Raw genomic sequence first — 25,964 nt, 5'->3', positions numbered from 1 at the left:
AAGCCAACCGGCCCCGCCCGCAGTATCACTCAGCTACCGGCCCTCCGCCATGGCGCTGGGGCATGCAAGCAACGCCTGTCCGTCCCTTAAGGCGCGCAGGCCGCTTGCGTCAGCTGCCGGATCCAGTCGCTCACCATGGCGTTGGCCTCGCTGTGGTTGGTCTGCCGCCCGACCACCGGCATGGTCTGCCCCGCGCCGACATGGCTCATGCGGTAGAGCAGGATCGAGGTCTCGGGGCTGCGCGGATTGATGTCGTACTTGTAGCCCGCCTCGCCGGTGCCCACATAGGCCAGCGGCATCTTGCAGACGCCCCAGGTATCGGCGGAGGCCGGCGAGCCCACGTTGTCGAAGCCCAGCAGCAGGCCGGACTGCGAGGCATAGCCGCGGTTGTTGTGGCAGTGCGCGCAATTGATGTCCAGATAGGCCTTGGCACGCAGGTCCAGCGCCTTGCCGGCGTCCTTCCAGTCGACTCCTGCGGGTGCATCGGCAAGGCCGCTGAAGCCGGCCAGCAGCTTCAGCTCGTCCAACTGCAGCAGCTGGTTCTTGACGACGCCGGCGCCGTAGTCGTAGCTCTTGTTGAGGTTGCGTGGTTTGGGCCCGATCGGCAGGGTCGAGCCGCTGCCATTGCTGGCGGAGGCATGGCATTGCTGGCAGGTCTGCGAATTCGGCACCGCATAGATGAACTTCTGGGTGGCGCCGCTGTCCGGCACCAGCTCCATCGAGATGTACTTGCCCGCCGTGGTGAGGGTCGCGTCCTTCTGGTCCTCATCCCAGACATAGGGCAGGCCCGCCCAGTTGCCATCTGCCTGGCGCACCAGGATGCGGGTCTCGATCAGGCGGTGGCTGCTCAGGTCGATGCTGGTGCCCTGCGCGGTCTGCGTCTTCTGGCCGACGGCCAGCAAGCTGGCGTCGGTGCCGCTCGCCTTCGGGTAGTAGAAGGTCTTGACCAGGGCCGTGCCGACCGGGAAGTCGAGGGCGTCCGCGCCGTAGTTGATCTTCTTGCCGGGCGGCAGGTAGATGGCGCGCAGCTTGAACGAGTAGTCGGAGAACAGGGCCGCGTTCAGGTCGTAGGGCAGCAGCGCGCTGTTGAGCGTCAGCCGCGTGCCCTCGATGTTGGCGAGCTTCCATGCCGAGAGCTTGGCCGGCGCGGCGCCGGGCTCGTAGATCGTTGGCGTGGCCGGTGCGGGGGCGGGGGCCGGCGCAGGCGCAGGCGCAGGCGCAGGCGCAGGCGCAGGCGCAGGCGCAGGCGCAGGGCTGCTGCCGCCACCGCCGCCGCAGGCGGACAGCAGCAGGGCCGAGCTCAGTAGAGCCACGGCGGCCCAGGGGGCGGAGTTGGGTTTGCTGGTGTTGGTCATGACGGGTCTTTTGAAACAGGAAAAGGGGGCTCGATGAGCACCCCTTGTGGATGGGCGGGCGCGGGCGCTCAGGGCAGCCCGGTCACGGCGGGCAGCGTGATGACGCAGTTCATGCGGGCGGGGCTCGGGAAGTCCGGGTTGCCGCCGGCCAGCAATGCCAGCAGGTTCAGGTCGATGTTCTCGTACGAAATCACGGCGCCGGCGGGCGCGCTGATGTCGTTGCTCTTGGAGCAGACCTGCAGATTGCCGGCATAGCTGCCGCCGCTGCCATTGACCTGCACGCCGCTGCCGGTGGCGGGATCGACGATGCCGTCCCACATGACGGCGGGGAAGTTCTGCGGCTGCGGGAAGGCCTTCAGCGTGGCGAAGAAGCCCTGCGTGAACTGGCCCAGGCCGGCCGGATCGGCAAACGCGCCGCCCGGCGTGGCACCGAAATCGCTGATCTTGTTGTTGTGCACATAGATGCCGCGCTCGTAGGGGTCGTAGACCTTGCCCTGGTCGTCCTTGGTGGCCGGGTTGAAGGGGATCTGTGCCGCTATCGCCGAGGTGATCAGCACACCGGTGGTTTGGTGCTTGGTGATGGTGTTGCCATGGACCTCGGTGTTCTGCGAGGCCAGCACCATCACGCCGGTGCCGGGGGGGATCGTCAGCACCAGGCCCTGCGCATTGGCGGCCGGCGGCAGGTTGTTGTTCACGATGGTGTTGTTGCGCACCACCACGCCGCTGGTGTTGAGGAAGCGCGTCGGGCCGGGCAGGGCGAAGACCAGGATGCCCCCGGTGTTCTCATGCACGTTGTTGCCTTCGACGATGGCGTTGTGCGAGTTCTCGATCTCCACGCCGGCGACGTTGTAGTACACGTCGTTGTTGGTCACGCGGATATTGGTCGACTGGCCCACATAGACGCCGGCATCGCGGCTGCCGACCACGATGCTGTTGGTCACCAGGATGTTGTCGCTCTTCACCGGGTAGAGGCCGTAGGCCATGGTCGAGGTCTGCTGCGGATCGGTCACCCATTCGGCGCGCATCGTGTCCATCACGATGTTCTTGGAGTTGGTGATGAACAGCGCATTGCCCGACGCATCCTCGATGGCGAACTTCTTGAAGCTCACCGTGTCCAGGCTGCTGGCCGACAGGCCGTTCTGCGTCAGCGCTGTCTTGAACGAGAGGATGGTGTCCTTGCTTGGGTCCTTGCCGTTGCCGGCACCCAGCATGGTGATGTTCTTCTTGCCCGAGAGCTGCAAGGGGCCCAGCATGGCGAACCGGCCGGCCGGCATGGTGATGGTGTCACCGTCCTTGGCGGCGAGCAGGATCGCGTTCAGGTCCAGGTCGTTCATCTTGGCCGCCGTGACGATGGTGCCGGCCACGTTGACGCTGAAGCTCACCGTTACCGGCGTGGCGGCCAGCCAGGCCGCGTTGCCCGCCTGCGTGGCCTCCACCGAGCAGGTGCCGGCGGACACCAGCACCAGTGTGCTGCCGCTCAGCGTGCAGACCGCGGCGGTCTTGGACGCCAGGCTGACCGGCAGGCCGGAGCTGGCCGTGGCGCTCAGCGCGGCCGCGGCCGTGCCCATGGTCTGGGTCGCCGGTGCGGCGAAGCTGATGGTTTGAGCCTGCGGTGCAGGGTCGCTTCCGCCGCCGCAGCCCGCCAGCGCCGCGGCGGTGAGCATGGAAAACAAAAGCGCGAATTTGGGGTCGCGATGCAAGGGCATGGGTGATTTCCTGTGTCTAGAAGACGCCGCCGCGGCGCGCTGGGCTCAGCCCGAAACGGGCGCGCGCATTAGCAAATGTCAAAACTGGCACGAGGATGGTGCATGATTGCGTCTGCAAAGAATTGACCCCGGCAGACATTCATTTAACTCCCGCGGACATGCGGGTATTCACCGAATTCCGCTCAACGCCTAGATTCATGCCAGCGCTGATTCGCTCCGTTGCCCTGCAGGATTACGAATGGGCGGCCCAGGCCGTGGCGGTCGATCCATATGCGCAGATGAAGCGCCTCGGTCTGGTATTGGAGCAGCCGATCTCGGGTGATGAATTCATCCCGTATCAGCTGTTCGTGCAACTGCTTGAAAATACCGCCGAGGCGGGGCGCTGCCCCGATTTCGGTTTACGCATGGGGCAGGGGCCGGATGAATATTTCGAAGGGCCCGTGGTGGTGCTGATGCGGCATGCCAATACCCTCAGCGAGGCGCTGGCGCTGATTACCCAATATGGGCATGTCTACAGCACGGTGTTTCAGCCCACGCTCGCGCCGGTGCGGGGGCAGGCCGGGATGGTGGATTTGATCCTGACGGTGAACGATGGCCGGCCGGCGAGTTTCAAACAGGTCACCGAATACATTCTGGTGTCCTTGGTGCGGGCCCTGAGATTTGTGCGCGAAAATCGCGGTGATGATTTGCTCGTGATGTTTCCGCACGAGGCGCTGAGCGCTGCGGACAAGTATCAGGCCTATTTCTCATGCGAGTGCAGATTCAATGCGCCGTTTGCGGCCATTCGTATTGCCGAGGCGGAGCTGAAGCGCCCGCTGCCGGGGCGGAACGAATTGCGCATCAAGATGGCAACCAGCTATATCGACAGCCGTTTCCCGAAATCGGGCGAGCTGGTATCGGAAGGCGTGCGCCGCCTGCTGCGCCAGCGCCTTGGCATGGGGCGGGTGAAGCAGGCCGATATCGCCGCGGAGTTGTCCCTACACGAGAAAAGCCTGCAGCGCCGGCTGGCCAGGGAGGGTTGCCCGTTTCCGCAGCTGCTGGACGAGGCGCGCCGTGACTATTTCGTGGAGCTGCTGCGCCAGTCCGCGCGACCCAGCCTGGCGCAAATTGCGCTGATGCTGGGCTACTCGGAGCAGGCCGCCCTGTCGCGCAGCTGCCAGCGCTGGTTTGCCTGCAGCCCCAGCGAGCTGTTGCAACGTCACTGAGCGGGCTCGCTGTTCCCGCCGAGGGGCTGTTTCGCCCCGGGAGCGCTGCCTAAAGCAGCGCCCGGCCGCCGCAGCGGGCGGCTGGGCCGCGACAATCGAGGTTTGGCGCGCCTGGGTGGCGCCGCTGGCCGGCCGGGAGGCCTGTTTTCTTCATCCACCACTTGCAGACAGGTTTGCAAGTCCTTCTTTTTGAACAACTTTTATTTGCGGGCTCTCGCAGCTATCGTTTCTAAGTAGTTGATTTCATTGGGAAAAAACGCGATTTGCCTTGACCTGCGGCGGTTGCGTAAGTAAAGTGGGAAAAACTGTCATTTGGTGGGTCGCTGTGGCGAATTTTGTGTTTCAAGGGGCGAGTGCCTTGGCGATGGACGCCAAGGGGCGTTTGTCCGTCCCTACACGCCACCGCGAGGTGCTGCAGGCGCTGTGCGCCGGCCAGCTCACCCTCACCAAGCACCCCGAGGGTTGCCTGATGGTGTTCCCACGGCCGGCCTGGGAAAACTTCCGCGATCGCATCGCCGCCTTGCCGATGTCGGCCTCGGGCTGGAAGCGTGTGTTCCTGGGCAATGCCCAGGACGTCGAGATCGACAGCGCGGCGCGCATCCTGATCGCGCCCGAGCTGCGCGCCAGTGCCGCGCTGCAGAAGGACGTGATGCTGCTGGGCATGGGCAGCCACTTCGAACTCTGGGACGCGGCCGCCTATGCGGCGCACGAGGCCCAGGTGATGCAGTCCGAACTGCCGGACGCACTCAAGGATTTCAGCTTCTGATGAGCGAGATGACGACGCCCGCGACGCCCGGCTTTTCGCACACCACCGTGCTGCTGCACGAGACCGTGGACGGGGTGCTGAACGATCCCAACGGCATCTATGTAGACGGCACCTTCGGCCGCGGCGGCCATTCGCGCCTGCTGCTGGAGAAGCTCGGGCCGCAGGGGAGGTTGATCGCGATCGATCGCGACCCCGAGGCCATCGCAGCGGCCACCACCGGCGAGACGCGGGTCACGGACCCGCGTTTTTCTATCTGCCACGCCCCTTTTGCCGACATGCGCGCCCAGCTCGAGGCCCTGGGCATCCAGCGGGTGCACGGCGTGCTGCTGGACCTGGGCGTGTCGAGCCCGCAGATTGACAACCCCGCGCGCGGGTTCAGCTTCCGCTTCGAGGGGCCGCTGGACATGCGCATGGACACCACGCGCGGCGAGAGTGCCGCCGATTTCCTGGCGCGTGCCGACGAGCGCCAAATTGCCGAGGTCATACGCGACTATGGGGAAGAACGGTTTGCTGCACAGATTGCAAAGGCGCTTGTTGCTCGCCGGGAGAGCGGGAGTGCTGTTCGAAGCACTGCCGAGCTTTCCCAAGTCGTGGCTGGTGCAGTCAAAACCCGCGAACCGGGCCAGGACCCTGCAACGCGCACATTTCAAGCGTTACGGATTTACGTCAACGCCGAGCTTGAAGAGCTCGAGCAGGGGCTGAACGCGGCCCTGCAGATGCTGCTGCCCGGCGGGCGGCTCAGCGTGATCAGCTTCCACTCGCTGGAAGACCGCATCGTCAAGACCTTCATCGCTTCGCATAGCAAGGAAGTGGTGGATCGGCGCGCCATGTTCGCCGCACCCAAGGCGTTGGCACTGACGGCGCTGGGCCGCATCAAGCCCAGCGAGACCGAGGTGCGCGCCAACCCGCGTTCGCGCTCGGCCATCCTGCGCGTGGCCGAACGCACCGATGCGCCGCTCGAGCCCGCACCGGCGCGGGACGCCAAGGCCGCCAGGCGCAAGGGAGCGAAGCGGTGAGCCGCATCAACTTCCTGCTGCTGCTGGCGGTGCTGCTGTCGGGCCTCTACATGGTGCGCAACGCCTATGAGGCGCGCCGCCTGTTCACCGAGCTGGACCGCGCCCAGACCGAGGCACGCCGCCTCGATGCCGATTACCAGCGCCTGCAGGCCGAGCGCCATGCCCAGGCCACCAATCTGCGCGTCGAGCAGGTGGCGCGCGAGCGCCTGCGCATGCGCGCGATCACGCCGGCCATTACGCAAACCGCTACGCAAACCACGGGCCAGGCGCTGGACGGTGGCACGGCGCGCGCCGCCTCGGCAGCCATTGCCGGAGGCACGCAGTGATGAAGTTCAGGCGCAACTCCGCCGCCACCAGCGGCGCGCGCGCCCACAACACGCGCAGCGTGAGCTATTCCACCAGCCCGCTGCTGGCCTCCAAGACCCCGCCCTGGCGCTCGCGCTTTCTGGTCGCCCTGGTGGGCCTGGCCTTTGCCGGCCTGCTGGCGCGCGCCGCCTACATCCAGGTGATCGGCGAGGAGTTCTTCCAGCGCCAGGGCGAGGCGCGCTACGCCCATACCGTGGAGCTGCCCGCCAGCCGCGGCCGCATCAATGACCGCAGCGGCCAGGTGCTGGCCAGCAGCGTGGCCGTGCCCTCGATCTGGGCCTTCCCCAAGGAGGTCGACAGCGATCCGGCCAAGCGCCGCGAGCTTGCCAAGATCCTCGGCATCAGCCAGCAGCAGCTGGAAAAGCAGCTGGACCCGGCCACGCGCTTCGTGTTCCTGCGCCGCCAGGCCGACGACGACACCGCCGCCCGCATCAAGGCGCTCAATCTCAAGGGCGTGTTCCAGGATCGCGAGTACAAGCGCCAGTATCCCGAGGGCGAGGCGGCCGCCCATGTGGTGGGCTTCACCAATCTGGAAGAGAAGGGCCAGGAGGGCATCGAGCTGGCCTTCCAGAAGGACCTGCAGGGCCGCGACGGCTCGCGCGCCGTGGTGCGCGACCGCCTCGGCCGCGTGGTCGAGGACATGGGCGAGCGCGTGCCGCCCGCCAACGGCCGCGACATCGATCTCTCCATCGACGCCAAGGTGCAGTTCTTCGCCTACCAGCGCGTGCGCGATGCGGTGGCCGAGCACAAGGCCAAGGCTGGCTCGGTGGTGGTGTTGGACGTGCAGACCGGCGAGGTGCTGGCGCTCGCCAACTTCCCCAGCTACAACCCCGGCGAGCGCAAGAACCTCAGCGGCGAGCAGCTGCGCAACCGCGCGCTCACCGATGTGTTCGAGCCCGGCTCGACCATGAAGCCGCTGGTGATGGCGCTGGCGCTGGAGACCGGCCGCGTCACGCCCCAGACCCCGATCGACACCGCGCCCGGCCGCATGACGGTGACCGGCTCGGTGATCACCGACGCCCACCCGCATGGCGTGCTCACCGCCGCCGAGGTGATCCAGAAATCCTCCAACGTCGGCATCACCAAGCTGGCCCTGCAGATGCAGGCGCGCGAGATGCACGAGATGTTCACCGCCATCGGCCTGGGTCAGCGTCCGCAGATCAACTTCCCCGGCACGGTGACCGGCAAGCTGCGGCCCTACAAGAGCTGGCGCCCGATCGAGCAGGCGACCATGAGCTATGGCTACGGGCTCTCGGCCTCGCTGCTGCAGCTGGCGCGCGCCTACACCGTGTTCGCGCGCGACGGCGAGGTGATCCCGATTTCGATGATGCACCAGACCGCCAAGGAGCCGGTGCATGGCATCCGCGTGTTCAGCGAGAAGACCGCGGCCCAGGTGCGCGAGATGCTGCAGATGGCCGCCGGCCCCGGCGGCACCGCGCCGCAGGCGATGGTGAGCGGCTACAGCGTGGGCGGCAAGTCCGGCACCGCGCACAAGCAGGAAGGCAAGAGCTACGCCGGTCACAAGTACCGCTCCTGGTTCGTCGGCATCGCGCCGATCAGCAAGCCGCGCATCGTGGTGGCGGTGATGGTGGACGAGCCCAGCAACGGCGTCTACTACGGCGGCGCGGTGGCCGGCCCGGTGTTCAGCCAGGTGGTGGCGCAGAGCCTGCGCCTGCTGGGCGTGCCGCCCGATCTGGAGGTGAAGCCGCAGATCGTTGCCAGCGGCAAGCTGCAGGCGGTGGAGGAGAGCTTCTGATGGCCCGCCCGCCGCGCATCCACAGCCCCCTGCTCGCCACACGCACGCCGCTGTGGCGTTCGCGCTTTCTGCTCGTGCTGGTGGGCCTGGGCTTCACCGGCCTGCTGGCGCGCGCCGCCTATGTGCAGGCGGTGGACCATGCCTTCTTCCAGCAGCAGGGCGAGGCGCGCTATCTGCACAAGCAGGAGCTGCCCGCCAGCCGCGGCCGCCTGATCGACCGCAGCGGCCAGGTGCTGGCCAGCAGCGTGGCCATGCCCTCGTTCTGGGCCATCCCGTCGGAGCTGGACGGCGACGCCGCCCAGCGCGCCGCGCTGGCCCGCGCGCTGGGCATGAGCGACGCGGATCTGCACGCCAAGCTGGACCCCGCGCACCGCTTCGTGTGGCTGCGCCGCATGGTCGACGACGGCATGGCCGAGCAGGTGCGCGCCCTCAAGCTCAAGGGCGTGTTCCAGGAGCGCGAGTACCAGCGCCGCTATCCCGAGGGCGAGGCCGCCGCCCATGTGGTGGGCTTCACGAATGCCGACGAGCGCGGCCAGGAGGGCCTGGAGCTGGCCTTCGAATCCGCGCTGCAGGGCCGGGACGGCCTGCGCGCCGTGCTGCGCGACCGCCTGGGCCGCGTCGTGGAGGATCAGGGCGCCCATGTCGACGCGGTCAACGGCCAGGACATCGAGCTGGCCATCGACGCCAAGATCCAGTACTACGCCTACCAGCGCCTGCGCGACGCGGTGGCCAAGCATGGCGCCAAGGCGGGCAGCGCGGTGGTGCTGGATGCGCGCAGCGGCGAGGTGCTGGCGCTGGCCAACTACCCCAGCTTCAAGCCGGACGAGCGCAAGCAGCGCGGCGGCGAGCAGCTGCGCAACCGCGCGCTCACCGATGTGTTCGAGCCCGGCTCGACCATGAAGCCCTTCATCGCCGCGCAGGCGATCGAGTCGGGCCGCGTCACGCCCGCCACCCGCATCGTCACCGCGCCCGGTTTCATCACCATGGCCGGCCATCGCATCAGCGATGCGCACCCGGCCGACGTGATGACGGTGGCCGAGGTGATCAAGAACTCCAGCAATATCGGCACCCTCAAGATGGCGCTGCAAATGCCGCCGCGCGAGATGCACGAGCTGTACAGCGCCATCGGCCTGGGCCAGCGCCCGCAGATCCAGTTCCCCGGCGCCGTCACCGGCAGCCTGCGGCCCTACCAGAAGTGGCGGCCGGTCGAGCAGGCCACCATGAGCTATGGCTACGGCCTCTCGGCCTCGCTCTTGCAGCTGGCCCATGCCTACACGGTGTTCGCGCACGACGGCGAGCTGCTGCCGCTGAGCATCCAGAAGCTGCCCGCCGGCGCCCCGGTGCAGGGCCGGCGCGTGTTCTCGGCGCAGACCGCCGAGACGCTGCGCCAGATGCTGCAGAGCGTCACCGAGCCCGGCGGCACCGCGCGCGAGGCCCAGGTGGCCGGCTATGCGGTGGGCGGCAAGTCCGGCACCGCCTACAAGCAGGTCGGCCGCGGCTACGACAAGAGCAAGTACCGCGCCTGGTTCGTGGGCCTGGCGCCGATCCAGCAGCCGCGCATCGTCGTCGCGGTGATGGTGGACGAGCCCAGCATCGCCGGCCATGCCGGCGGCCATGTGGCCGCGCCGGTGTTCAGCGAGCTGGTGGCGCAAAGCCTGCGCCTGATGCATGTGCCGCCCGCCAAGCCCGAACTGCTGGCCTGCGGCCTCGGCAACAAGGACCACAAGACATGCTGACCCGACTCAAATCACCCGAAGCCGCGGCCCGCTGGCTGCAGGAATGGACCACCGGCGCGCTGCGCACCGACAGCCGCGCGGTGGCGGCCGGCGATGCCTTCATCGCCTGGCCTGGCTATGCCAAGGACGGCCGCGGCTATGTGGCCGCTGCCATCGCCGCCGGCGCCGCCACCTGCCTGGTGGAGGAGGAGGGCGTCGACGCCTACGGCTTCACCGATGCGCGCGTGGCCTCGCTGGCCGGGCTGAAGGCCAAGACCGGCCTGATCGCCGCCGCCTACTACGGCGAGCCCAGCAAGCAGCTGGCGGTGATTGCCACCACCGGCACGAATGGCAAGACCTCCACAGCCTGGTGGACGGCCCAGGCCCTGAGCCTGCTGGGCCAGCGCTGCGGCGTGGTGGGCACGCTGGGGGTGGGCGAGCCGCCCATCCCGGGCAGCGCGGGCAGCGGCAAGCCCGCCGACATCAGCTACACCGGCCTGACAACACCTGACCCCGTGCTGCTGCAGGCGGCCTTCAAGCGCATGGCGGGGCAGGGCTATGCGGCCTGCGCGATCGAGGCCTCCTCGATCGGCATCAAGGAGCACCGCCTCGCCGGCACCCAGCTGCGCGTGGCCCTGTTCACCAACTTCACCCAGGACCATCTGGACTACCACGGCAGCATGGACGCCTACTGGGCCGCCAAGCGCGAGCTGTTCGACTGGCCGGGCCTGCAGGCCGCGGTGCTGAACCTCGACGATGCCAAGGGTGCCGAACTGGCCAAGGAGCTGACCGGCAAGCTGGACGTCTGGAGCTATGGCCTGAACCGCAGCGATGCGCGCCTCTCGGCCCATGCGCTGCACTACCGCGCCGCTGGCCTGGCCTTCACCCTGAAGGAAGGGACCGAAGAGCTGCTGGTCGAGACCGGCCTGATCGGCGAGTACAACATCTCCAACCTGCTGTCGGTGATCGGTGGCCTGCGCGCACTCGGTCACGGCCTGGCCGATGTGGCCCGCGTGGCGGCCCTCGTCACCCCCGTGCCCGGCCGCATGCAGCGCGTCGGCAATGGCCGCGAGCTGCCCGAGCTGGTGGTGGACTATGCCCACACGCCCGATGCGCTGCAGAAGGCGCTGGAAGCGCTCGCCCCGCTGGCCGCGGCGCGCGGCGGCCAGCTGCACTGCGTGTTCGGCTGCGGCGGCGACCGCGACCGCAGCAAGCGCCCGCTGATGGGCGCGATCGCCGCCAGGCTGGCCCAGCGCGTCGTCATCACCAGCGACAACCCGCGCGGCGAGGCGCCCGAGCAGGTGCTGGCCGACATCGAGGCGGGCCTGGATGCGGCCGCGCCGCGCCTGGTGCTGGCCGACCGCCGCGAAGCCATCCAGCGCGCGGTGCTGGAGGCCGGCAGCCGCGACGTGCTGCTGGTGGCCGGCAAGGGCCACGAGGACTATCAGGAAATCATGGGCCAGCGCCTGCCCTTCTCCGATGTGGACGAAGGCCGTGCCGCCCTGATCCGGAGGGCCGGACTGTGAGCCACAACAACTTCACGCTCGGCCAGCTGCACGCGCTGCTGCTGCCCGCCGTGCCAGCGGCGCGCCTGCTGGGCGACCCGGAGCTGGCCATCCTGCGCGTGCACAGCGACACGCGCAGCCTGCAGGCGGGCGACTTCTTCGTGGCGCTGCGCGGCGAGCGCTTCGATGCGCACGACTTCCTGGCCCAGGCCAGGGCGGCGGGCGCCGTCGCGGCCCTGGCGGAGCGCGGCCTCGATGCCGATCAGGCCGCCGGCCTGCCCGGCATCGAGGTGCCCGACAGCCTCAAGGCGCTGGGTGCGCTGGCCAGTGCCTGGCGCGCGCAATGCCATCTGCCGGTGATCGCCGTCACCGGCAGCAATGGCAAGACCACCGTGACCCAGATGATTGCGAGCATCCTGCGCGCCTGGCTGGGCACGGCGGCGCTCGCCACCGAGGGCAACTACAACAACGAGATCGGCGTGCCGCTGACGCTTTTGCGCCTGCGCCAGGACCTGGCCCATTGGCACCGCGCCGCGGTGATCGAGCTGGGCATGAACCACCCGGGCGAGATCGCGCCGCTGGCCGCGATGACCCAGCCCACCGTGGCCCTGGTCAACAACGCGCAGCGCGAGCACCAGGAGTTTCTGCAGACGGTGGAGGCGGCGGCGCGCGAGAACGGCGCCGTCATCGAGGCCCTGGGCGCCGCCGGTGTGGCAGTGTTCCCGGCCGAGGACGCCTGCGCACCGATCTGGCATCGGCTCGCCGGCACGCGCGGCCACCTCAGCTTTGCGCTGCAGGGCCAGGCCGATGTGATGGGGCGCGCCGCCTGGGTGGATGCCGGGCATTGGGCGCTGGAGCTGCACACGCCGGCCGGCGATGCGCCGGTGGCGCTCTCGGTGGCCGGTCTGCACAACGTGCGCAACGCCCTGGCGGCGGCCGCCTGCGCGCTGGCCGCCGGTGCGCCGCTGGCCGCGGTGGTGCGCGGCCTGGAAGACTTCCGCCCCGTCAAGGGCCGCTCGCAGCTGCAGCAGCTGGAGCGCCAGGGCCGGCGCCTGACCCTGATCGACGACAGCTACAACGCCAACCCCGACAGCGTGCGCGCCGCCATCGACGTGCTGGCCGATCTGCCGGGCCTGTCCTGGCTGGTGCTGGGCGATATGGGCGAGGTGGGCAACGAGGGCCCGGCCTTCCACGGCGAGGTGGGCGCCTACGCGGCCGAGCGCGGCATCGCGGCGCTGTGGACCGTGGGCGAGGCGGCGGCCGACACGGCGCGCGCCTATGGCGTCGCCGCCAGACATTTCAAGTCAGTGGACGAGTTGGTGGCGGCCCTTGAGCAGGCGCCCCAGGTTCAGAACGTGCTCGTCAAAGGATCGAGATTCATGAAGATGGAACGCGTGGTCGCGGCGCTGCAAAAGGATGGGGGCGCCCATGCTGCTTAGTCTGGCCCAATGGTTGCAAGGCCTGTATCCGGACCTCGGCTTTCTGCGCGTGTTCCAGTACATCACCTTCCGTGCGGTGATGGCGGCGATGACCTCGCTGCTGATCGGCCTGGCCTTCGGCCCCTGGGTGATACGCCGCCTGACCGAAATGAAGATCGGCCAGCCGATCCGCGAATACGGCGTGCAACAACATCTGGCCAAGAGCGGCACGCCCACCATGGGCGGGGTGCTGATCCTGATCGGCATCGGCGTGTCCACGCTCCTGTGGTTCGACTGGAGCAACCGCTTCGTCTGGGTGGTGATGCTGGTGACGATGGGCTTTGGCGCGATCGGCTGGGTGGATGACTGGCGCAAGGTCGTCGACAAGAACCCCGAGGGCATGAGCAGCCGCGAGAAGTTCTTCTGGCAATCGCTGATCGGCCTGGTGGCGGCGCTCTACCTGGCCTTCAGCGTGTCCGAGACCTCCTTCCTGGGCGTGGTGGAGCTGTTCTTCCGCTGGGTCACGAGCGGCTTCTCCACCGAGCTGCCGCCCAAGGCCGACCTGATGCTGCCCTTCTTCAAGACGGTCAGCTACCCGCTGGGCGTGTTCGGCTTCATCGCGCTGTCCTTCTTCGTCATCGTCGGCACCAGCAATGCGGTGAACTTCACCGACGGCCTGGACGGCCTGGCCATCATGCCGGTGGTGATGGTGGGCTCGGCGCTGGGCGTGTTCGCCTACGTCACCGGCTCCTCGGTCTACAGCAAGTACCTGATCTTTCCCTACATCCCCGGCGCCGGCGAGCTGATGATCTTCTGCGCGGCGATGGCGGGGGCAGGTCTTGCCTTCCTCTGGTTCAACACCCATCCGGCCCAGGTCTTCATGGGCGATGTGGGCGCGCTCTCGCTGGGCGGCGCGCTGGGCACGCTGGCGGTCATCACGCGCCAGGAAATCGTGCTGGGCATCATGGGCGGCGTGTTCGTCGCCGAGGTGCTGTCGGTGATGATCCAGGTGAGCTGGTTCAAATACACCAAGAAGAAGACCGGCACCGGTCGGCGCATCTTCAAGATGGCGCCGCTGCACCACCATTTCGAAAAGTCGGGCTGGAAAGAGACCCAGGTGGTGGTGCGCTTCTGGATCATCACCATGCTGCTGTGCCTGATCGGCCTGGCCAGCCTGAAGCTGCGCTGAGGATGGCACGATGAAGCAGCTGATGGGACTCAAGGTGCTGGTGCTGGGGCTGGGCGACTCCGGCCTGGCCATGGCCGCCTGGGCCCTGCGCTACGGCGCCACGGCCGCGGTGTGGGACTCGCGCGCGCAGCCGCCGCAACTGGCGACGCTGCGCGAGCAGCTGCCGGCCGTCGAGTTCTTCCACGGCGAGCTGCCGGAGTCGGCGCTGGCGGGTGTGCAACTGGTGCTGAAGAGCCCGGGCCTGTCGCCGCTGGATGCGCGCCTGCAGCCGCTCTTGAACCTGGCACGCGCCACCGGCATCCCGGTGCAGGGCGAGCTGGACCTGTTTGCCCGCGCCCTCGCCGATCTCAAGGCCGAGCGCCGTTACGCGCCCGCGGTGCTGGCCATCACCGGCACCAATGGCAAGACCACCACCACCTGCATGACGGCCTTGCTGGCCGAGCGCGCCGGCAAGCGCGTGGCGGTGGCCGGCAATATCGGCCCCAGCATGCTGACCACGCTGGCGCAGGCGCTGGACCTGGAACCGGCCGAGTTGCCTGCAGAGCTGGTGGAGGCGCCCGTAGAGGCGCAAGACCTGACCCCGGTGGCCGATGAAACCCCGGAGGCTCAGCCCGAGCCCATAGTGGAGTTGTCCACCCTGGACGAGGTGGATGCGCTGCTGGACGAGCAGCCCCTGCCGATCAAGCCGCCGCCCAAGGGTCCGGTGTTCGAGCACCTGCCCGAGGTCTGGGTGCTGGAGCTCTCCAGCTTCCAGCTCGACAGCGTGCAGGGCTTCGAGCCCACCGCCGCGGCGGTGCTCAACATCACCCAGGACCATCTCGACTGGCATGGCGACATGGCCGCCTATGCGCGCGCCAAGGCGCGTGTCTTTGGCGAGCACACGCTGATGGTGATCAACCGCGATGACGCCCTGGTGGAGGCGATGGTGCCGGCGCCGGTGCTGGTCAAGCAAGGGCGCGGCCGCGCCGCCAAGCTGCAGTCGCGCACCGTGCTGCGCTTCGGCCTGAACGCGCCCGATCATCCGGGCGACTATGGCCTGGTCAGCGAGGGCGGCATGGCCTGGCTGGTGCGCGCGCGCGAGGTCGACGAGACCCTCAAGCGCCGCAAGGATGAGGACGCGGAGGAGATCATCCTGCAGCGCCTGATGCCCGCCGACGCGCTGCGCGTGCGCGGCCGCCACAACGCCGCCAATGCGCTGGCGGCCCTGGCCCTGGCCAGCGCGGCCGGCTGCGAGCTGGCGCCGATGCTGCATGGCTTGCGCGACTACCGCGGCGAGCCGCACCGCGTCGAGTACGTGGCCAGCATCCGCGGCGTGGATTTCTATGACGATTCCAAGGGCACCAATGTCGGCGCCACGGTGGCGGCCATCAACGGCCTGGGCGCCGACCGCGCACCCGCCAAGCTGGTGCTGATCCTGGGCGGCGACGGCAAGGGCCAGGATTTTTCCCCGCTGCGCGAGGGCGTGGCGCGCCATGGACGCGCGGTGGCCCTGATCGGCCGCGACGCGGCGCAGATCGAGGCTGCCTTGCAAGACAGCCAGCTACCGATGCAGCGCCACGCCACGCTGGAGGCCGCCACCAGCTGGTGCCTGCAGCAGGCGCACAGCGGCGACAGCGTGCTGCTGAGCCCGGCCTGCGCCAGCCTGGACATGTTCCGCAACTACGGCCACCGTGCCGAGGTGTTCGTGGCCCAGGTGCATGAGCTGGCCAACGACGGGGGGCTCAGCTGATGAGCGAGACCCTGGGCCTGAAGAACCTGGCGGAGCGCCTGCGCGGCCTGTTCGCCAAGAGCGAGGCGAGTGCCGCCGATGTGCCGGTGCGCGACTGGGTGTCGACCTCGGCCGGCCAGCCCACCCGCATCCAGGGCTTTGACGTCACCCTGGTGTGGGTGGTGCTGGCGCTGATGGCCCTGGGCCTGCTGATGGTCTATTCGGCCTCGATCGCGATGCCGGACAACCCGCGCTTCGCCAAATACCTGCCGACGCATTTCCTCACCCGCCATATGGTGGCGATCGGCTTCGGCCTGGTGGCCGCGCTGATCACCGTGCAGGTGCCGGTGGCGAGCTGGGAGCGCTGGGCGCCCTGGATCTTCGTGATCTCGCTGGTGATGCTGATCGCGGTGCTGATCCCCGGCCTGGGCAAGGTGGTCTATGGCGCGCGGCGCTGGATCCCGCTGGGCGTGATGAACTTCCAGCCCTCCGAGCTCACCAAGCTGGCGATCGCGATGTACGCGGCCAGCTATATGGTGCGCAAGATGGATGTGAAGGAGAACTTCTTCCAGGCCGTCTGGCCCATGGTGGTGGCGCTGGGCGTGGTGGGGGTGCTCTTGCTGGCCGAGCCGGACATGGGCGCCTTCATGGTGATCGCGGCGATCGCGATGGGCATCCTGTTCCTGGGCGGCGTGAACGGCCGCATGTTCTTCCTCATCGTGGCGGTGCTGGTGGGGGCCTTCGTGCTGATGATCACCTTCAGCGAATTCCGCCGCGAACGCATCTTTGCCTACCTCAACCCCTGGGACGAGAAGTACGCGCAGGGCAAGGCCTACCAGCTGACGCATTCGCTGATCGCCTTCGGCCGCGGCGAGTTCTTCGGCCAGGGCCTGGGCTCCAGCCTGGAGAAGCTGCATTACCTGCCCGAGGCGCATACCGACTTCCTGCTGGCGGTGATCGGCGAGGAGCTGGGCTTCGTGGGCGTGGCCCTGGTCATCATCGGTTTCTTCTGGCTCTCGCGCCGGCTCTTTCACATCGGCCGCCAGGCGATCGCGCTGGACCGCGTGTTCGCCGGCCTCTATGCCCAGGGCATCGGCATCTGGATGGCGGCCCAGGGCTTCATCAATATGGGCGTGAACCTGGGCGCGCTGCCCACCAAGGGCCTGACGCTGCCGCTCTTGAGCTTTGGCGGCTCGGCGATCCTGATGAACTGTGTGTCGATCGCCATCGTGCTGCGCATCGACATCGAGAACAGACAGCTGATGCGCGGAGGCCGGGCATGAGCACGCGCCACCTCGTCATCATGGCGGCCGGCACCGGCGGCCACATCATCCCGGGCCTGGCGGTGGCCGAGGAGATGAAGCGCCGCGGCTGGAGCGTGAGCTGGATGGGCACCGAGACCGGCATGGAGAACAAGCTGGTGCCGGCCGCCGGCCTGCCGCTGGACCGCCTGGCCTTCGCCGGCATGCGCGGCAAGGGCTTCGCGCATGCCCTCACGGGCCTGTTCAAGTTCGCGCGCGCCTTTGTGCAGGCGCGCACCGTGTTCGGCACGCGCAGCGCCGACGCGGTGCTGGGCATGGGCGGCTATGTCTGCCTGCCCGGCGGCCTGATGGCCTGGCTGATGCGCAAGCCGCTGATGCTGGTGAATGCCGACGCGGCCATGCTGCTCTCCAACCGCGGGCTCAAGGCCTTTGCGCGCCGCATCGCCTTCGGTTTTGACGGCGCCGCCGCGGCCTCCACGCCCAAGGCGGTGGTCACCGGCAATCCGGTGCGCGCCGAGATCGAGGCGATCGCCGATCCGGCCCAGCGCTTTGCCGGCCGCACCGGCCCCTTGCGCGTGCTGGTGGTGGGCGGCTCGCTGGGCGCGCGCGCCATCAACGAGGTGCTGCCCAAGGCGCTGGCACTGTGGCCCGCCGAGCAACGCCCCAGCGTCACGCACCAGACCGGCGCCGCCAATTTCTCCAGCGTGCAGGCGGCCTACCAGGCCGCTGGCATTGCCTTGGATGAAAGGGCGGAGCTGCTGCCCTTCATCGACGACATGGCCACGCGGCTGGCGGACTGCGACCTCATCATCGGCCGCGCCGGCGCGGTCACGGTGAGCGAACTCTGCGCCGCCGGCGTGCCGGCGCTGCTGGTGCCGCTGGTGGTGTCGACCACCTCGCACCAGCGCGACAACGCCCGCTTCATGGCCCAGCACGAGGCGGCCCTGCATCTGCCGCAGCAGGAGCTGACGCCGGCCAAGCTGCATGAATTGCTGAGCGGCCTGAGCCGCGAGGGCTTGCTGGCGATGGCGCAGCGCGCGCGCGCGCTGGCCCGCCCGCGTGCGGCCTCGCGTGTGGCCGACGAACTCGAATCCCTGGTGAAGCCCTCATGAAGCACGCCGTCAAGCACATTCACTTCGTGGGCATCGGTGGCGCCGGTATGAGCGGCATTGCCGAGATCCTGCACAACCTCGGCTACACCGTGTCGGGCTCGGACCAGAGCGCGAGCGCCACCACGCAGCGCCTGGCACAGCTGGGCCTGCAGATCCATATCGGCCATGCCGCCGCGCATATCGCCGGCGCACAGGCGGTGGTGACCTCCACCGCGGTGAAGGCCGACAACCCCGAGGTGATCGCCGCGCGCGCCGCGCGCATCCCGGTGGTACAGCGCGCCGTCATGCTGGCCGAACTGATGCGGCTGAAGCAGGGCATCGCGATCGCCGGCACGCATGGCAAGACGACCACCACCTCGCTGGTCACCACGGTGCTGGCCGAGGCCGGCGTGGACCCCACCTTCGTGATCGGCGGCAAGCTCAACAGCGCCGGCGCCAACTCGGCGCTGGGCCAGGGCGACTACATCGTGGTGGAGGCGGACGAGTCCGACGCCTCCTTCCTGAACCTGCTGCCGGTGCTGGCCGTCGTCACCAATATCGACGCCGACCACATGGACACCTATGGCCATGACCTCGGCCGCCTCAAGCAGGCCTTTGTCGACTTCCTGCACCGCATGCCCTTCTATGGCGCGGCGGTGCTGTGCGGCGACGACGAGGGCGTGCGCTCCATCATGCCGATGGTCTCGCGGCCTATCGTCAGCTACGGCCTGGGCGAGCACAACCAGGTGCGCGCGGTGAATGTGCAGGCCCTGGCCGGTGGGCAGATGCGCTTCACGGTGCTGCGCCGGGATGAGAAGGGGGAGATGCCGGCGCTGGACGTCACCCTGAACCTGGCCGGCCAGCACAATGTGCTGAACGCGCTGGCCGCGATCGCGGTGGCCACCGAGCTGGAGCTGCCGGATGCGGCGATGCTGACGGCGCTGGCCAAGTTCGGCGGCGTGGGCCGGCGCTTCCAGCGTTATGGAGAGCTGCCCGCCGCCGATGGCGGCCGTTTCAGCCTGATCGACGACTACGGCCACCACCCGGTGGAGATGGCGGCGGTGCTCTCGGCCGCGCGCGGTGCCTTCCCCGGTCAGCGCCTGCTGCTGGCCTTCCAGCCGCACCGCTACACCCGCACGCGCGACTGCTTTGCGGACTTCGTGCGCGTGATGGGCGGTTTTGATGCGGTGCTGCTGACCGAGGTGTATGCGGCCGGCGAGGCGCCGATTCAAGGCGCAGACGCAGCGGCATTGCAGGCTGCGCTGCCGCTGGCGACCTTGGTTCCAGACATCGCGGCGCTGCCGCAAGCAATTGCCGACGCTACCCGCGACGGCGATGTGGTGATCGTGATGGGGGCGGGCACGATCGGGTCCGTGCCGGCACGCACGGTTGAACTGTTGACCACGAAGGAGGTCCGGCCATGAGCTTGGATCTGAATATCGACCCCAAGGCGCTCGGCAAGGTGGCCGTGCTGACGGGCGGCGAATCCGCGGAGCGCGAGGTCTCGCTGATGTCGGGCGCGGGCGTGCTGCAGGCGCTGCGCTCGCAGGGCGTGGATGCCCACGCCTTCGACCCCGCCGAGCGCGGCCTGCACGAACTTAAGAGCGAAGGCTTTGCGCGCGTCTTCATCGCCCTGCATGGCCGCCATGGCGAGGACGGCACGGTGCAGGGCGCCTTGGAGTTGCTGGGCATTCCCTACACTGGCTCGGGCGTGATGGCCTCCAGCATCGCGGTGGACAAGATCACCACCAAGCGCCTGTGGATCGCCGACGGCCTGCCGACGCCGCGCTACCTGAAGCTGCGCCGCGATGAGCTGAGCCGCGAGCGCGTGCGCAGCGTGCCCGACGAGCTGGGCCTGCCGGTGTTCGTGAAGCCGCCGCACGAGGGTTCGTCGATCGGCATCTCCAAGGCGGTGGGCTACTCGGACATGATGGATGCGGTGCAGCTCGCCGCCCAGTACGACGACGAGATCCTCTGCGAGGAATGCATCGTGGGCTGGGAGCTGACCTGCCCGGTGCTGGGCGAGGGCGATACGGCCGTGGCGCTGCCGGTGATACGCATCGAGGCGGTGGCCGGCAACTACGACTACCAGAACAAGTACTTCACCGACACCACCCAGTACCACATCGGCACCCTGCCGGCCGAGCAGGAGGCCGCCATCCGCGCCACCGTGCTGGCGGCGTACCGCTCGCTGGGCTGCCGCGGCTGGGGCCGTGCCGATCTGATGCTGCGCAAGAGCGATGGCCAGGTGTTTCTGCTGGAGATGAACACCTCGCCCGGCATGACCTCGCACTCGCTGGTGCCGATGTCGGCCAAGGCCGCCGGCATCAGCTACGAGCAGCTGTGCCTGTGGCTGCTGGCCCAGGCGCGCCTGGACGGCCGGGTGCCCGACATTCACGGCAGCAAGACCTGACCCTCATCGCTCACCATGCGCGCCCAGAGCCCCAACATCGTCACCACGCCGCCAGACGTCCGTCTGATGAACGGCGTGGCGGCGCTGTTGCTGCTGGGCCTGGCCGCGGCCCTGCTGGCGCTGGCGCTGCAATGGCTGGTGCGCCAGCCGGTGTTCGCGATCCGTGCCATCACCGTGGAGGGCGATGTGGCGCGCAACAGCGCCGCCTCGCTGCGTGCCAACGCCCTGCCGCGCATGAGCGGCAGCTTTCTGAGCATGAGTCTGCAGACCGCCCGCCATGCCTTCGAGGCGGTGCCCTGGGTGCGCAGCGCCACCGTGCAGCGCATCTGGCCCAGCCGGCTGCGCGTGCAGCTGGAGGAGCACCAGCCCGCGGCCTACTGGGAAGCCAAGGCCGAGGGTGCCGATGCCGACAGCGAGGCGACCGTGGAGCGCCTGCTGGTGAACAGCTTCGGCGAGCTGTTTCAGGCCAATCTGGGCGATGTCGAGGACGAGGAGCTGCCGGTGCTGTCCGGCCCGGCCAACAGCTCGGCCCATATGCTGGCGCTGTGGCGGCAGCTGCAGCAGCTCAGCAAGCGGCTGGACGATGGCGTCGAGCGCCTCGACCTGTCGGGCCGCGGCTCCTGGCGCGTGCATCTGGACAAGGGTGCGGTGATCGAGCTGGGCCGCGGCAGCGATGCCGAGGTGCTGGCCCGCTACGCCCAGTTCGTCGCCAGCATCAACCAAATCACCTCGCGCTACCAAACTCCCTTGCTCTCGGCCGACCTGCGCCATGGCGACGGTTATGCGGTGCGGCTGCGCGGAGTATCAACCAACCCACCCGCGCCCAAGGGCGGAAATAAGAAAAGCTAAGGACCGAGCATGGCCAAGGAATACAAGGATTTGGTCGTTGGACTGGATATCGGCACCGCCAAGATCATGGCGGTGGTGGCCGAGGTCATGGGCAATGGCGAATTGCGCATCGCGGGCCTGGGCGTGGCGCCCTCGCATGGTTTGAAACGCGGCGTGGTGGTGAATATCGACGCCACCGTGCAGTCCATCCAGCAGGCCCTGAAAGAGGCCGAAATGATGGCCGACTGCAAGATATCTAGGGTTTTCACGGGGATTACCGGCAGCCATATCCGCGGCCAGAACTCGACCGGCATGGTGATCGTGCGCGACAAGGAGGTCACGCCGGTGGACGTGGCGCGCGTGGTGGAAACCGCCAAGGCCATCAATATCCCCAACGACCAGCGCCTGCTGCTGGTGGAACCGCAGGAATTCGTGATCGACGGCCATGAGGTGAAGGAGCCCATCGGTATGTCGGGCGGGCGCCTGGAAGTGAAGGTGCATATCGTCACCGGCGCGCAGAGCGCGGCCGAAAACATCGTCAAATGCGTGCGCCGCTGCGGCCTGGAAGTGGACCAGCTGGTGCTCAACCCGAGCGCCTCCAGCCTGGCCGGCCTGACCTCGGACGAGCGCGATCTGGGCGTGGCCCTGGTCGATATCGGCGCCGGCACCACCGACGTGGCGATCTTCACCGGCGGCTCGATCCGCCATACCGCGGTGATCCCGATCGCCGGCGACCTGATCACCAGCGATATCGCGATGGCGCTGCGCACGCCCACCAAGGATGCCGAGGAAATCAAGGTCGAGCATGGCGTGGCCAAGCAGCTGCTGGCCGACCCCGCCGATCAGGTGGAAGTGCCGGGTTTGGGCGACCGCGCCCCGCGCATGCTTTCAAAACAAGCACTTGCCGGCGTTATTGAACCCCGAGTCGAGGAAATATTCTCGCTGGTGCACCAGGTCATACGTGAATCCGGGTATGAGGAGCTGCTGTCCTCGGGGATTGTGCTGACGGGCGGCGCCTCGGTCATGCCGGGTATGGTGGAACTGGCCGAGGACATATTCCTCAAACCCGTGCGCCGCGGCAACCCGACCTATAACGGCGCGCTCTTCGACATGGTTTCGAATCCACGCTCGGCGACCGTGATGGGGCTGCTGGAAGAGGCGCGTTTGTCGCGCACCCGGGGTTTGAAAGCGGCGCAGCAGGCGGGCTCGGTGAAGACGCTGTTCGGGCGCGCGAGGGATTGGTTTCTGGGGAATTTCTAGAGTTTCAGGTGGCGGGCCCGGGTGACCGTGGCGCCGAGGGTTCAAATGCCCAAGTTTCTGGGGCAAAGAGTGTAAAAAAAGGGTCATCCCTGTAGTTTTTCACTGTTGTCAAATGCACAATTGCTGAAGGAGGTATGTTATGGCGATCGAAATGATTGAAGAGTTTGACCAGGGCACGCAAATCAAGGTGATTGGTGTCGGCGGCGGCGGTGGCAATGCCGTCGAGCACATGATCAGCCAAGGCGTTCAGGGCGTGGAATTCATCTGCGCCAACACCGATGCCCAGGCTCTCAATCGTTCCAAGGCCGACCAGCTCCTCCAGCTCGGCTCCACCGGCCTGGGCGCGGGTGCCAAGCCCGAGATGGGCAAGGCGGCGGCCGAGGAGGCCGAGGCCCGCATCCGCGAGGCCATCCAGGGCGCCAACATGCTCTTCATCACCGCCGGCATGGGCGGTGGCACCGGCACCGGTGCCGCGCCGGTGATCGCCCGCGTGGCCAAGGAAATGGGCATCCTCACCGTCGGTGTGGTGACCAAGCCCTTCGAATTCGAGGGCACGCGCCGCACCAAGGCGGCCGACAACGGCCTGGCCGAGCTGGAAGCCAATGTCGACTCGCTGATCGTGGTGCTGAACGACAAGCTGCTGGACGTGCTGGGCGAAGACGTCACGCAGGACCAGGCCTTCGCGCATGCCAACGACGTGCTGAAGAACGCCGTCGGCGGCATCTCCGACATCATCCACATCCCCGGCCTGGTGAACGTCGACTTCGAAGACGTCAAGACGGTGATGAGCGAGCCCGGCAAGGCCATGATGGGCACGGCGCAAGCCACCGGCCCGGACCGCGCCAACAAGGCGGCCGACGCCGCCGTGGCCTGCCCGCTGCTGGAAGGCATTGACCTCTCCGGCGCGCGCGGCGTGCTGGTGCTGATCGCCGCCAGCCGTGCCAACTTCAAGCTGAGCGAGTCGCGCAATGCGATGAACACGATCCGCCGCTATGCGGCCGATGATGCCCATGTGATCTACGGCACCGCCTACGACGAAAGCCTGGGCGACGCACTGCGCGTCACCGTCATCGCCACTGGCCTGAGCTCGCAACGCGCCCGCCAGCAGGCGCCGCTGCAAGTGGTGCAGCAGCAGGCCACGCTGCGCACCGGCACCGACAATATGCCGGTGCTGACCCAGCCGGTGATGATGGGCCATGGTGCCCCCGGTGGCATGGCGACGCCCGCGGGCAATGCCATGAGCGGCAACGGCAACGACTTCGGCGGCATGAGCGTGCCCAGCGTCTGGCGCCATGGCCGCACCGCCGCGGCCAAGGTCGAAGCGCTGTCGTCCAATGGCATGGACGAAATCGAGATCCCGGCCTTCCTGCGTAAACAAGCGGATTGATGGATGACCGGGTGAGGGCCCAGTGAGGTCCTTTCTCGCCTGCATTGGCCTGCTGGCTTTCTGCCTGCTGGGCTTGGCCGCACCCGCGCAGGCGCAGCAGGCCGCTCAGGCCGGTCAAGCCGAACTGGCCGTCTCCGACTGGTCCCGCCAGGACCTCAAGGCCTGGTGGGCCGGCCTGCGCGCCATCGACGGCGCGCAGGGCGATCTGCCCGCCCATCTGCAACCGCCCAGCGATCCCAAGGCCTGGAAGCCGGTGCGCCTGCCCGATGTGCAGGAGACGCCGCGCGCCGGCACCGAGGAGCAGCCCGCCTACCAGATGCGCTGGTACCGGCTGCGTTACGAACCCGAGCACGAGCGCTGGCCCACCAGCCTGGCGCTCTATATGCCGCGCCTGGTCACGCTGGCGGCGGCGGTGCTGGTGCGCACCGACCAGGGCTGGCGCCCGGTGTTCGACAACCAGAACGGCGCGCGCGAGCAATGGGTGCGGCCGCTGTGGGTGGTGCTGCCCGCGGCGCTGAGCGATCTGCACAAGGGCAAGGCGATTGAGCTGGTGGTGGCGGCGCCGGTCTATACCGGCAGCCTGTTCGCCGTCTCCAGCGTCAGGCTGGGCCCGCGCGACGAGCTCGAGCCCGCCTACAACTGGCGCTGGGGCCTGCAGATCGGCGTGCCGCTGGCCACCGGCATGACGCTGGTCGTGCTGGGCGCTTTTGCCCTCAGCCTCTGGCTCAAGCGCCGCGACGAGCCCGCCTACCTGCTGTTCGCGCTGGCCTGCCTGGCCTGGCTGTTCCGCAATCTGCACTACTCGCTGGACATGCCCAGCACCAAGCTGGCGCTGGACTGGTTCTGGTGGGCCACCCATGCCTCGATGGCCTGGGTGATGCTGCTGATCTTCATGTTCGCGCTGCGTTTTGCGCATCGACGCTTTGCGCGCTTCGAGCTGGGCCTGGGTGCTTTTGTGCTGGCCAGCAGCCTGCTCTCGGTGCCGGTGATGGGGCGGCTCTATGACAGCGTGGTGGTGCTGCACCTGGCGAACGCGGTGGTGGGCGTGCTGGGCACGGCCTTCGTGGTGCGGGTGGCCTGGCGCGAGGGCAGCGCGGAGCTGCGCTGGATCTCGTTGAGCCTGATGGCCGGCCTGGTGCTGGGCCTGCACGACCTGGGCATGCTGGCGGGTTGGTGGGGCGCAGAGCATATCTATCTGATGCCCTTCTCCACGCTGATCGTGCTGGCCAGCTTTCTCTATGCGGTGCAGTGCCGCTACGTCGGCGCGTTGCGCCAGAACGAGTTTGCCAACGAGCAGCTCGCGCAGCGCCTGGTGGCGCAGGGCACGGCGCTGCAGAGCCAGCACGACCGGCTGCGCGAATCCGAGCGCCAGCAGGCCCTGCTGGTGGAGCGCCAGCGCCTCATGCAGGATATGCACGACGGCCTGGGCTCGTCCCTGCTCTCGGCCATGGTGGCGGTGGGGCAGGGCACGATGGAGCAGGACCAGGTGGTGGAGGTGCTGCGCGAATGCGTGGACGATCTGCGCCTGGTGATCGATTCGCTGGAGCCGGTGGGCCACGACCTGGTATCGCTGCTGGCCACCATGCGCTACCGCCTCGGCAAGCGCCTGCAGGCCGGCGGCCTCAAGCTCGAATGGGATGTGCACGACCTGCCCCAGCTCGACTGGCTGGAGCCGCCCGACGCCCTGCATGTGCTGCGCCTGATGCAGGAGGCGCTCAACAATGCGCTCAAGCATGCGCGCGCCACGCGCGTGCGCATCGTCACGCGCGATCTGGGCAGCAAGATCGAGATCCGCGTGGAGGACGATGGCGAGGGCTTCGACATCGAGACGGTGCAGCGCGGCCGCGGCCTGCGCGGCCTGCAGAAGCGCGCCAAGCATCTGGGCGGCAGCCTGCGGGTGGAAAGCAGCCCCGGCCATGGCACGGTGATGACGCTGCGCCTGCCGGTGAACCGCGATTCCCGCGAGCCGCTCGATGACCCGCCATCCGCATGAAAAACCCGAATCGGGGAGAATCCCG

At 68.2% G+C, this 25,964-nt stretch carries 20 protein-coding genes; 18 read left to right on the top strand and 2 right to left on the bottom strand.

The window, feature by feature from the left end; genetic code table 11:
* Positions 1-86: 86 nt before the first annotated feature.
* On the bottom strand, positions 87-1,355 hold the full coding sequence (locus PFX98_RS01950) for an SO2930 family diheme c-type cytochrome (protein WP_285233492.1): 1,269 nt from the start codon (positions 1,353-1,355) through the stop codon (positions 87-89).
* Positions 1,356-1,423: 68 nt separating this feature from the next.
* A complete protein-coding gene (locus PFX98_RS01945) occupies positions 1,424-3,061 on the bottom strand; it encodes a parallel beta-helix domain-containing protein (protein ID WP_285233491.1) in 1,638 nt (545 codons plus the stop codon).
* Between the two features lie 197 nt (positions 3,062-3,258).
* Between PFX98_RS01945 and PFX98_RS01940 the strand changes: the two genes are divergently transcribed.
* The 18 genes from PFX98_RS01940 to PFX98_RS01855 all read left to right on the top strand — a co-directional run bounded on the left by PFX98_RS01940 (position 3,259) and on the right by PFX98_RS01855 (position 25,939).
* Positions 3,259-4,266 carry an AraC family transcriptional regulator gene (locus tag PFX98_RS01940; protein ID WP_285233490.1) on the top strand — a complete coding sequence of 336 codons (1,008 nt, stop codon included), beginning with the start codon at positions 3,259-3,261 and terminating at the stop codon, positions 4,264-4,266.
* Positions 4,267-4,603: 337 nt separating this feature from the next.
* Positions 4,604-5,032: a division/cell wall cluster transcriptional repressor MraZ gene (mraZ, locus tag PFX98_RS01935; protein ID WP_285233489.1), complete on the top strand. Its 429-nt coding sequence runs from the start codon at positions 4,604-4,606 to the stop codon at positions 5,030-5,032.
* An 8-nt stretch (positions 5,033-5,040) separates the two neighbouring features.
* Positions 5,041-6,048, top strand: coding sequence for a 16S rRNA (cytosine(1402)-N(4))-methyltransferase RsmH (rsmH, locus tag PFX98_RS01930; RefSeq protein ID WP_285235516.1), 1,008 nt, complete (start codon positions 5,041-5,043; stop codon positions 6,046-6,048).
* Positions 6,045-6,374 (top strand): cell division protein FtsL, encoded by a 330-nt coding sequence (gene ftsL, locus PFX98_RS01925; protein ID WP_285233488.1) that lies wholly within the window; start codon positions 6,045-6,047, stop codon positions 6,372-6,374. Before rsmH ends, ftsL begins: the two co-directional genes overlap by 4 nt.
* Positions 6,374-8,170, top strand: a complete 1,797-nt coding sequence (locus PFX98_RS01920; RefSeq protein ID WP_285235515.1) for a peptidoglycan D,D-transpeptidase FtsI family protein — start codon at positions 6,374-6,376, stop codon at positions 8,168-8,170. Before ftsL ends, PFX98_RS01920 begins: the two co-directional genes overlap by 1 nt.
* On the top strand, positions 8,170-9,906 hold the full coding sequence (locus tag PFX98_RS01915) for a peptidoglycan D,D-transpeptidase FtsI family protein (RefSeq protein ID WP_285233487.1): 1,737 nt from the start codon (positions 8,170-8,172) through the stop codon (positions 9,904-9,906). The genes PFX98_RS01920 and PFX98_RS01915 overlap by 1 nt, the downstream gene beginning before the upstream one ends.
* A complete protein-coding gene (locus PFX98_RS01910; RefSeq protein ID WP_285233486.1) occupies positions 9,900-11,411 on the top strand; it encodes a UDP-N-acetylmuramoyl-L-alanyl-D-glutamate--2,6-diaminopimelate ligase in 1,512 nt (503 codons plus the stop codon). The genes PFX98_RS01915 and PFX98_RS01910 overlap by 7 nt, the downstream gene beginning before the upstream one ends.
* On the top strand, positions 11,408-12,829 hold the full coding sequence (locus PFX98_RS01905; protein WP_285233485.1) for a UDP-N-acetylmuramoyl-tripeptide--D-alanyl-D-alanine ligase: 1,422 nt from the start codon (positions 11,408-11,410) through the stop codon (positions 12,827-12,829). The genes PFX98_RS01910 and PFX98_RS01905 overlap by 4 nt, the downstream gene beginning before the upstream one ends.
* Positions 12,819-13,997, top strand: a complete 1,179-nt coding sequence (gene mraY / locus PFX98_RS01900) for a phospho-N-acetylmuramoyl-pentapeptide-transferase (protein ID WP_285233484.1) — start codon at positions 12,819-12,821, stop codon at positions 13,995-13,997. Before PFX98_RS01905 ends, mraY begins: the two co-directional genes overlap by 11 nt.
* Positions 13,998-14,007: 10 nt before the next feature.
* Positions 14,008-15,726, top strand: a complete 1,719-nt coding sequence (gene murD, locus PFX98_RS01895; RefSeq protein ID WP_285233483.1) for a UDP-N-acetylmuramoyl-L-alanine--D-glutamate ligase — start codon at positions 14,008-14,010, stop codon at positions 15,724-15,726.
* Positions 15,726-16,988: a putative lipid II flippase FtsW gene (gene ftsW, locus PFX98_RS01890; RefSeq protein WP_285233482.1), complete on the top strand. Its 1,263-nt coding sequence runs from the start codon at positions 15,726-15,728 to the stop codon at positions 16,986-16,988. Before murD ends, ftsW begins: the two co-directional genes overlap by 1 nt.
* Positions 16,985-18,079, top strand: coding sequence for an undecaprenyldiphospho-muramoylpentapeptide beta-N-acetylglucosaminyltransferase (murG, locus tag PFX98_RS01885; RefSeq protein WP_285233481.1), 1,095 nt, complete (start codon positions 16,985-16,987; stop codon positions 18,077-18,079). The genes ftsW and murG overlap by 4 nt, the downstream gene beginning before the upstream one ends.
* Complete coding sequence (gene murC / locus PFX98_RS01880) at positions 18,076-19,482, top strand: UDP-N-acetylmuramate--L-alanine ligase (RefSeq protein WP_285233480.1); 1,407 nt, start codon at positions 18,076-18,078, stop codon at positions 19,480-19,482. Before murG ends, murC begins: the two co-directional genes overlap by 4 nt.
* Positions 19,479-20,471, top strand: a complete 993-nt coding sequence (locus tag PFX98_RS01875) for a D-alanine--D-alanine ligase (RefSeq protein ID WP_285233479.1) — start codon at positions 19,479-19,481, stop codon at positions 20,469-20,471. Before murC ends, PFX98_RS01875 begins: the two co-directional genes overlap by 4 nt.
* Positions 20,472-20,486: 15 nt before the next feature.
* Entirely contained in the window at positions 20,487-21,320 is an 834-nt protein-coding gene (locus PFX98_RS01870; protein WP_285233478.1) for a cell division protein FtsQ/DivIB, read from the top strand.
* A 9-nt stretch (positions 21,321-21,329) separates the two neighbouring features.
* On the top strand, positions 21,330-22,559 hold the full coding sequence (gene ftsA, locus PFX98_RS01865; protein WP_285233477.1) for a cell division protein FtsA: 1,230 nt from the start codon (positions 21,330-21,332) through the stop codon (positions 22,557-22,559).
* 139 nt (positions 22,560-22,698) lie between these two features.
* A complete protein-coding gene (gene ftsZ / locus PFX98_RS01860; protein WP_285233476.1) occupies positions 22,699-23,946 on the top strand; it encodes a cell division protein FtsZ in 1,248 nt (415 codons plus the stop codon).
* A 22-nt stretch (positions 23,947-23,968) separates the two neighbouring features.
* A complete protein-coding gene (locus PFX98_RS01855; protein ID WP_285233475.1) occupies positions 23,969-25,939 on the top strand; it encodes a sensor histidine kinase in 1,971 nt (656 codons plus the stop codon).
* Positions 25,940-25,964: the final 25 nt, after the last annotated feature.

This window comes from Paucibacter sediminis, assembly GCF_030254645.1.
GTDB classification, from domain to species: Bacteria; Pseudomonadota; Gammaproteobacteria; order Burkholderiales; family Burkholderiaceae_C; genus Paucibacter_B; species Paucibacter_B sediminis.
This window is presented reverse-complemented; position numbering and strand designations above follow the sequence as displayed.

Excerpts from the sequence above, each read along its gene's own strand:
- PFX98_RS01950 (WP_285233492.1), bottom strand. The coding sequence starts at position 1,355 with ATGACCAACACCAGCAAACCCAACTCCGCCCCCTGGGCCGCCGTGGCT.
- PFX98_RS01945 (WP_285233491.1), bottom strand. The coding sequence starts at position 3,061 with ATGCCCTTGCATCGCGACCCCAAATTCGCGCTTTTGTTTTCCATGCTC.
- PFX98_RS01940 (WP_285233490.1), top strand. The coding sequence starts at position 3,259 with ATGCCAGCGCTGATTCGCTCCGTTGCCCTGCAGGATTACGAATGGGCG.
- rsmH (WP_285235516.1), top strand. The coding sequence starts at position 5,041 with ATGACGACGCCCGCGACGCCCGGCTTTTCGCACACCACCGTGCTGCTG.
- PFX98_RS01920 (WP_285235515.1), top strand. The coding sequence starts at position 6,374 with ATGAAGTTCAGGCGCAACTCCGCCGCCACCAGCGGCGCGCGCGCCCAC.
- PFX98_RS01915 (WP_285233487.1), top strand. The coding sequence starts at position 8,170 with ATGGCCCGCCCGCCGCGCATCCACAGCCCCCTGCTCGCCACACGCACG.
- PFX98_RS01910 (WP_285233486.1), top strand. The coding sequence starts at position 9,900 with ATGCTGACCCGACTCAAATCACCCGAAGCCGCGGCCCGCTGGCTGCAG.
- mraY (WP_285233484.1), top strand. The coding sequence starts at position 12,819 with ATGCTGCTTAGTCTGGCCCAATGGTTGCAAGGCCTGTATCCGGACCTC.
- murD (WP_285233483.1), top strand. The coding sequence starts at position 14,008 with ATGAAGCAGCTGATGGGACTCAAGGTGCTGGTGCTGGGGCTGGGCGAC.
- ftsW (WP_285233482.1), top strand. The coding sequence starts at position 15,726 with ATGAGCGAGACCCTGGGCCTGAAGAACCTGGCGGAGCGCCTGCGCGGC.
- murG (WP_285233481.1), top strand. The coding sequence starts at position 16,985 with ATGAGCACGCGCCACCTCGTCATCATGGCGGCCGGCACCGGCGGCCAC.
- murC (WP_285233480.1), top strand. The coding sequence starts at position 18,076 with ATGAAGCACGCCGTCAAGCACATTCACTTCGTGGGCATCGGTGGCGCC.
- PFX98_RS01875 (WP_285233479.1), top strand. The coding sequence starts at position 19,479 with ATGAGCTTGGATCTGAATATCGACCCCAAGGCGCTCGGCAAGGTGGCC.
- PFX98_RS01870 (WP_285233478.1), top strand. The coding sequence starts at position 20,487 with ATGCGCGCCCAGAGCCCCAACATCGTCACCACGCCGCCAGACGTCCGT.
- ftsA (WP_285233477.1), top strand. The coding sequence starts at position 21,330 with ATGGCCAAGGAATACAAGGATTTGGTCGTTGGACTGGATATCGGCACC.
- ftsZ (WP_285233476.1), top strand. The coding sequence starts at position 22,699 with ATGGCGATCGAAATGATTGAAGAGTTTGACCAGGGCACGCAAATCAAG.